The organism is Bacillus sp. 05T31, from assembly GCF_056396725.1.
Map to the genome: position 1 here is coordinate 1 of NZ_JBFTMA010000176.1, position 8,022 is coordinate 8,022.

Annotated in this window: 5 protein-coding genes and 3 pseudogenes; all 8 read left to right on the forward strand. The window is 35.0% G+C overall.

Annotation, left to right across the window (positions count from 1 at the left end; genetic code table 11):
- The first annotated feature begins 64 nt into the window (after positions 1–64).
- On the forward strand, positions 65–1,804 hold the full coding sequence (gene recN / locus AC1DJR_RS13080; protein WP_002088564.1) for a DNA repair protein RecN: 1,740 nt from the start codon (positions 65–67) through the stop codon (positions 1,802–1,804).
- Positions 1,805–1,923: 119 nt separating this feature from the next.
- On the forward strand, positions 1,924–3,216 hold the full coding sequence (spoIVB, locus tag AC1DJR_RS13085) for a SpoIVB peptidase (RefSeq protein WP_002015079.1): 1,293 nt from the start codon (positions 1,924–1,926) through the stop codon (positions 3,214–3,216).
- Between the two features lie 286 nt (positions 3,217–3,502).
- Complete coding sequence (gene spo0A, locus AC1DJR_RS13090; RefSeq protein ID WP_477002769.1) at positions 3,503–4,297, forward strand: sporulation transcription factor Spo0A; 795 nt, start codon at positions 3,503–3,505, stop codon at positions 4,295–4,297.
- Between the two features lie 206 nt (positions 4,298–4,503).
- The gene (locus tag AC1DJR_RS13095; protein WP_233151937.1) at positions 4,504–4,821 is read left to right on the forward strand and encodes an integrase; all 318 of its coding nucleotides are present in this window, start codon (positions 4,504–4,506) and stop codon (positions 4,819–4,821) included.
- A gap of 318 nt (positions 4,822–5,139) precedes the next feature.
- Positions 5,140–6,798, forward strand: a pseudogene (locus AC1DJR_RS13100) (AHH domain-containing protein).
- A gap of 42 nt (positions 6,799–6,840) precedes the next feature.
- Positions 6,841–7,313: pseudogene (locus tag AC1DJR_RS13105) on the forward strand (imm11 family protein).
- 141 nt (positions 7,314–7,454) lie between these two features.
- Positions 7,455–7,907, forward strand: a complete 453-nt coding sequence (locus tag AC1DJR_RS13110) for a YrhA family protein (protein ID WP_078213727.1) — start codon at positions 7,455–7,457, stop codon at positions 7,905–7,907.
- An 18-nt stretch (positions 7,908–7,925) separates the two neighbouring features.
- Positions 7,926–8,022: pseudogene (locus AC1DJR_RS13115) on the forward strand (SMI1/KNR4 family protein); the annotation flags it as partial.

Genomic DNA, 8,022 nt, shown 5'->3' on the forward strand with positions numbered 1-8,022 from the left:
GTGAATGGGGCATTGTTATCGGAATTATCGATCAGAAACTTTGCTATTATTGGTGAATGGGGCATTGTTATCGGAATTATCGATCAGAAACTTTGCTATTATTGAGGCATTAAATATTTCTTTTCAAAAAGGTTTAACCGTTTTAAGTGGTGAAACAGGAGCTGGAAAATCCATTATTATTGATGCAATTAGTTTGCTTGTTGGTGGCCGTGGTTCAGCAGAATTTGTTCGATATGGAACAGAAAAGGCTGAGATAGAAGGCTTATTCTATGTAGAAGATGACAAACATCCATGTATCGCAAAGGCAGAAGAGTTAGATATAGAAATAGAAGATGGCATGATTATTTTGAAGCGTGACATCGCTGCGAACGGAAAAAGTGTCTGTCGTGTAAATGGGAAACTTGTTACACTCAGCATATTAAAAGAGATTGGAAAAACGCTAGTTGATATTCATGGACAGCATGAAACACAAGATTTAATGAATGAAGAGCGTCATATGTTTATGCTTGATCATTTTGATGGAAATCGCATTGTTAAACAATTGGGCATATATCAAAATGTATATACAGACTATGAGAAGTTAAAAAAACAGCTGAAATCTTTAAGTGAAAATGAACAACAAATGGCCCATCGTCTAGATTTAATTCAATTCCAACATGAAGAAATTCGTAAGGCGGATTTAAAAATGGATGAAGAATATGAATTGACTGAGGAACGATTAAAAATCTCCAATTTTGAAAAGATTTATAAAGCATTAGGAGATGCGTATCGTTCGTTAAGTGGAGACGGACAGGGATTGGATCACGTAAGAAATGCAATGGGACAAATGGAGAGTATTACGCACTTAGATGAAGCGTATCAAGAAAATCATGATTCTATTGCGAATAGTTATTACTTATTAGAAGAAGTTGCATACCAGCTTAGAGAAAAATTAGATATGATGGAATATGATCCGAAACGTCTAGATGAAATTGAAACACGTTTGAATGAAATCCGTATGTTAAAGAGAAAGTATGGAAATACTGTAGAAGAGATTTTAGCGTATGCTGATAAAATTGAACAAGAAATTTTTACGATTGAAAATAAAGACGTGCATATTGAAACGACGAGAAAGCAGTTAACGAAATTAGAAGGTGTTATTGTAAAAGAAGCAACGTTGTTAAGTACTATGCGTCATGAGCTTGCAGATCATCTTACAAGCGCTATTCATCAAGAATTAAAAGAACTATATATGGAAAAAACGAAATTTGAAGTGAGAATTATGAAGAGGGTAGGAAATGTAGAAGAACCTCTCGTGGAAGGAACACCGGTAAAACTTACGGCGGATGGCTACGATCATGTGGAATTTTATATTTCAACGAATCCGGGTGAACCGTTAAAGCCACTTTCAAAGGTCGCTTCTGGCGGAGAGTTATCTCGTATTATTTTAGCTTTAAAAAGCATTTTTTCTAAGCATCAAGGTGTTGCATCTGTTATTTTTGATGAAGTGGATACGGGTGTGAGTGGTCGGGTTGCACAGGCTATTGCGGAAAAAATTTATCGTGTATCAGTAAACTCGCAAGTACTTTGTATTACGCACTTACCTCAAGTAGCTTCAATGGCGGACTCTCATTTATTTATTAGAAAACAAGTGGCGAATGATCGTACGATTACATCGGTTACTGTGTTAAGTACGGATGAAAAAGTAACAGAAATTGCTCGAATGATTTCTGGTGTTGAAATTACAGATTTAACGACAGAGCATGCGAAAGAGTTACTTACGCAAGCGCATCATTTCAAACAGACAGCAGAGGCTATCCAGTAATGGATAGCTTTTTTTTCTCAAATGACGATTTCTTAATTCTTCCGGTTATAAATAAAGCGCTGCAAGGAGAGATTAAAAAGTGAAGCCAAGAGGCTGAATGTGGGGTAGGAGCGAGGAGAGTGAACAAATTGAAATTAGAAAGATTTCGAAAAATAATAGGTCTTTGTCTCCTTGTTTCTCTAGTTTTTATTGGATGTTTTAAACCGCTTCGAACGTTTATTTCATCTCCGAAGCAACTTGTTGTTTTTGAAGGACAACAATCAGAAATAGCATCATTACCAGTTTTTAAGGCTGCATCTACAAATCGTAATGTGTTTACTGTTAGTTCAAATGAACAAGAACTTATGGTAAATTCTCACCAAAATGGTGAAGCTGATATGGTTTTTCAACTTGCTGGTTTTCCAGTGAAAAAAGTAAATGTGAAAGTATTAAAAGATTTTAAAGTTATTCCAGGTGGACAATCGATTGGTGTGAAATTGAACACAAAAGGTGTACTTGTTGTAGGCCATCATTTAATTCAAACTGAAAAGGGTAAAGTATCTCCTGGTGAAACAGCTGGTGTACAGATTGGAGATATGATTACTGAAATCAATGGTAAAACAATTGAAAGAATGAGTGATGTAGCACCATTTATTCATAATAGTGGAGAAACAGGTGAACCGCTTAATCTTGTTTTATTAAGAGATGGAAAATATATTCGTGCTAAGCTAACACCACAAAAAGACAATGGTGAATCCTCTTACCGAATTGGACTGTATATTCGTGATTCAGCAGCTGGTATCGGAACGATGACATTTGTACATCCAGATTCYATGAAATATGGAGCGCTTGGTCATGTAATTTCCGATAATGATACAAAAAAGCCAATTCAAGTAGAAGATGGACAAATTATGCGTTCGACAGTAACGTCTATTGAAAGAGGAAGTCACGGGAACCCGGGAGAAAAATTAGCAAGATTTTCACCGGATCGTGAAGTGATTGGTAATATTACAATAAATAGCCCGTATGGTATTTTTGGGAAATTAAACACAGATATGACAAACGGCATAATGGATAAAGCAATGCCTATCGCATTATCCCATCAAGTAAAAGAAGGGCCAGCGAAAATATTAACAGTTATTGATCAAGATAAGGTGGAAGCGTTTGATATTGAAGTTGTTAGTACGGTACCACAAAAGTTCCCGGCTACAAAAGGTATGGTTATAAAAGTGACAGATAAACGTTTACTAGCAAAAACGGGTGGTATTGTACAAGGAATGAGTGGAAGTCCGATTGTACAAAATGGGAAAGTAATTGGTGCGGTTACACATGTATTTGTAAATGATCCAACGTCAGGATACGGTGTTCATATTGAATGGATGTTACATGAGGCTGGAATTAATATTTATGATCAAGAGAAAAAAGCGAGCTAATACATATTAGCTCGCTTTTCTTTTGAAAAATTCGTTGAAATTTTGTAAAAGCTCCGCAAGAGCTGTTTTTTGTTGTAAGATATAAGCAAAGGGTTGAACGTTTCGCTGTAATTCTATGATGGAATGTGTTGCGAAAGTAAAAAAATGAACGATAAACATATTTTTTTGTGATTTTATCGGAAAGTAAGAAACTTTAAAGGGAATTTTCACACAATTRTCGAACAATTCATGTAGCCTAGAAGCTTACACATGTCGGAAGAATCGATTCGGTAAGGGAGGAAAAACTGTGGAGAAAATTAAAGTATGTCTTGTGGATGATAATAAAGAATTGGTATCGATGCCAGAGAGTTATGTTGCTGCCCAAGATGATATGGAAGTTATCGGAATTGCTTACAATGGTCAAGAATGTTTAAACTTATTGAAAGAAAAGCAGCCTGATATACTCGTTTTAGACATTATTATGCCACATTTAGATGGTCTGGCTGTGCTAGAGAAAATGCGACATATTGAAAGGTTAAGACAACCTAGCGTTATTATGTTGACAGCATTCGGACAAGAAGATGTGACGAAAAAAGCGGTTGATTTAGGGGCATCATATTTCATATTAAAACCATTTGATATGGAGAATTTAACAAGTCATATTCGTCAAGTTAGTGGTAAGGAAAGTGCTACTATTAAACGTCCATTACCATCTTTCCGATCAGCAACAACGATCGATGGAAAACCGAAAAACTTAGATGCGAGTATTACAAGTATCATTCATGAAATTGGTGTACCCGCTCATATTAAAGGGTACATGTACTTACGAGAAGCAATCTCTATGGTGTACAATGATATCGAATTACTAGGATCTATTACGAAAGTATTATATCCAGATATTGCAAAGAAATATAATACAACAGCAAGCCGTGTCGAGCGCGCAATCCGTCACGCAATTGAAGTAGCTTGGAGCCGTGGGAATATTGATTCTATTTCGTCCTTATTTGGTTATACTGTATCCATGTCAAAAGCAAAACCTACGAATTCCGAGTTTATCGCAATGGTTGCGGATAAGCTAAGACTTGAACATAAGGCTTCGTAAACGCTGTAATATCAAGGTGTTAAGCGTATTTCATAACAAAATTTAATAACCAACGAATTACGTATGTAGGCAATAAAGTACATAGGTAATTGGCGGTTAATTTAAAAACCTTCTATTTATTGGATTGAAATTTTAATTCCAATAGCTAGGAGGTTTTTTTGTTGTATGAATAACTTTCAGATGAATGCTGAAAACTTTTTGCTTCATTGCGATGCAAAGCATCTAAGTTATTTGCTTCATATTTAGAAAGAGAATTAAAAGTTACGGATGTTGATAAGGTAAAACCTCTTCATATTCGGACGTATATTAAATATTTAAGGGAACGTGGTAAATACACATTTACATCTAATACAGCTAGTGAACAAATTAATTATCCAACACGTAGAACTGATTATGGAAAGACCATTAGTGAAACAACGATTGCTAATTATCTTCGCAATATTATAGAACAGTATTGTGATAATACTGAAGCAAATTTAATAACAACGTATTTAGAAAGCCCACATTTATCATATAGAGATTAAGGGTGTTTATACGGTATAAATCACCCTGAGAAAGTGAGGCGAATCCTTGAGTCTGCCAAGGAGAAGTTAAGGAAGGGGATATTTTGAAAGGACCGCCGTATATGTTCCTTTTATTTATATAGAAGAAAACTAGTTAATTCACCTCCTTTTTAAAGGAGGTGAATTAAATTTTCATTAAAAACCAAGTATTTAGAACGGTGCAATAATTAAGAGTGGTATAATTTTCTTATGAAATACTAGGAAAATAAGGGGTATTATGGTTCAAATGAAAAGTGACTTTTCCTATCAACAGAAACAATTGGCAAGGGAGGTCAATGCATGAGTTTAAATATGTATTTGGGAGAAGTACAGAATCAGAATCAAAGCATGAATGCTGTATGTATCGCTACCATTCAAGGCATGGAACAAGTCATTCAGTTGATTGACGCCTTTGCAATTGATACTGTTCTACAAGGACAAACTTATAGCAGTGCAAAATCATTTTTTGTACAAACCTTTCGTCCTTTAGCACAAGGAATCATTTATCTGTGTGAAGAGTTAATTCGTCAGAATGATGCTTTTCCAAGTCAATTTCAATCACAAGTCGCTTCGACAGATGTAATCGAACAAGAAATATTAGAACAAATTCGAGAAATTGACCGAATGAAAGCAAGTATGGAAGCCATCAGTCAAGCTATGCCAATCCCAGGTATGGAWGCTATGGYAAATCTTTTTACTGTCATGAGGAAAAAACTGCAAGAAAAATTAGAACATCTATATGAATTTAATTATAYTTCTAGTARTAATTATGATACGGCACTCCAACTAGCCGCTAGCATTGCGACAGGTTTRGCRGARGTWCAAAGTGGAAAAGGYTTTAGTCCTGCAAGTGGTACATTTAGTACACAAGGGTTGAATATGGAGTGGACAACTGCTATTCAAGCGATTGGAGAAGATAGGGCACGCCAAGCTAGCAATCTTCTAAATGACAATTTATCAGATGATAATATCGAAGAAGGGGCAATGTATGATGATACCTCCCTTGAAAAATCTATGCTTAGAAAAGTTTGGGACGGTATATACGTTGGTTCTGGGCAAGTTATCGGAGAGATTGTAGAAGGATTCAATTCACTAGACGATACAGTAACAAAAGAAAATATCAAGTATGCTATAGGTCACCCTCTAGAGACGGCATATACTATGTGTAATACTTTTTCGGATTCATTTATGAATGATGTTTGGCATGGTGATTTAGAAAGTGGTACAAAGTGGGGAACAAGTATTTTTATGGAATTTGGGTTAGGATGGATTGGGGATAAAGGGATAAGCAATGTAGGGAAAGTAACTACACTCGGTGAAGGTGTAAATCTAGCAAAGTTTTCTACAGGAATCTCTTCTGTTGCGAATAAATTACCGTTGACAGAACGTTTTGCATTCGCAGGTGCTAGTGGCTTTGGAAGTGCACAGAGAAAAGCTTCTGAAATGTTACAAGAAGCCCGTGATACATTTATGTTTTCCAAAACTGGTGGAAGAAGTAGGGTCAAAGATGTTCAAGAAGTAATAAAGGATTATGCAGATAAAGTTCTTGATAGAGTAGATGTAAAAAATGATTATCCCGATTCGTATACAGCATCTCAAAAATTACGTGCAGAACTTAAATAAGCAGGAATTGAGCCACCGCCATATCCTAATGCGGCACATCACATAGGACCTTGGAATGATAAAAGGGCGGCACAGGTACAAGAACTATTAGAAGAGTTTGGAATACATCATGATTCTGCTGCTAATGGGGTATTTTTACCATATAAAGTGAACGATTATGTAACTACTGAAGCATTACATATAGGTAATCATAGTCCAGAGTATATAAGAGAAGTATACAGAGTATTAAGCGAAGTTAAACGCTTTGGGGGTAATCAAGCAGATGCAGTTGCAGCTTTGCAGAATATAAGAGAAAGGTTATTGGACGGTAGTTTAAAACTAAATCAACCTAAATAATCTTAATTGTTTTACTAATTGAATTATAAAGGAGTAAAAGGTATGAAAATTTGGCAATTAAAAAGTTTATTTGATAACTATAAATCTTTTCAACTATTAAATTTGAAAGAAGACCGTAAAAAATATTTCGATGAAAAAATTGATTTGGCAATAAAGCTATCTGATTCATGGGGAGAAATTCTTGTTGAATGTGTAGAAGGAGATAACCATAGTGATTGTCCTATGTTCTGGGGGGAACTTGGCACGCCAATGGTTAGTAGAAAAGCAAAAGAGGTATTAGAACCTCTAATTTGTAATAATGTTGAGTTCCTTCCGCTAACCCATGATGTTACAGGTGAAGTTTATTACTTTTGCCTAATATAGTTGAAGGGCAGATAATATTTAAAGCCTATTTAAATCAAAGATTACACTCCTCTACTGTTTTAGTGTCTGACGAATTTAGAAATGCAGTTTTAGAGAGTGATTTAAAAGGCTTTGAATTTGTAGAGGTATGGGATTCAAAAGCGGACATGTAAAAGAAAGTCCTTAAAATAACTGATAGGAGTTAACAGCATGGACACAAAAGTTTCAGAAATCCTAAGAATGTTAGACAATTATGAGGGGAATGAGAAAGAAATTTTTGAACAGATTCAAGCTGAAGCAATGGTGAAATTTATATGTGGAAAAATCTGATTTTAGAAATTGAAAAAATAGAGAAAAGTTTTAATGATAAACTGAGTACACCAGCAACAGATAGCGAAGTTCAGAAATTAAGAGAACATGCAAAAGAGAAATTTAATGTTGATTTACCGAGTGAATACGAAGAGTTTCTTAAAATTATAAATGGTTTAGATTTTAATGGGCTGGTACTTTACGGAGTTGATTCTCCTTTACTAGAAACAGAAAAAGATGAACAAATTTGCGGCTTTATAGACACGAATGAGATTTGGTATGAAAATGAATTTCAAAAAGAGTATCTTTTCTTTGGAGATTCAAGTATTGCGTGGTTTTGTAAAAACTTATCTGATGGTAATTACTTAGAACTTGATAAACCATCTGGCACAGTGATGAAAACATATAATGATTTCAATACAATGCTTGAGGAAGCATTGAAAACAGCCCTTCTGTAATAAGGAGGTAATTAAAACATGTTTAATTTTTTGAAAAAACACATTGTAGCAGACGAGAGTGTTAAATCTAATCAAACACCTATTTTTTATCCTTTACCAAAAGAAGAGATAGCAG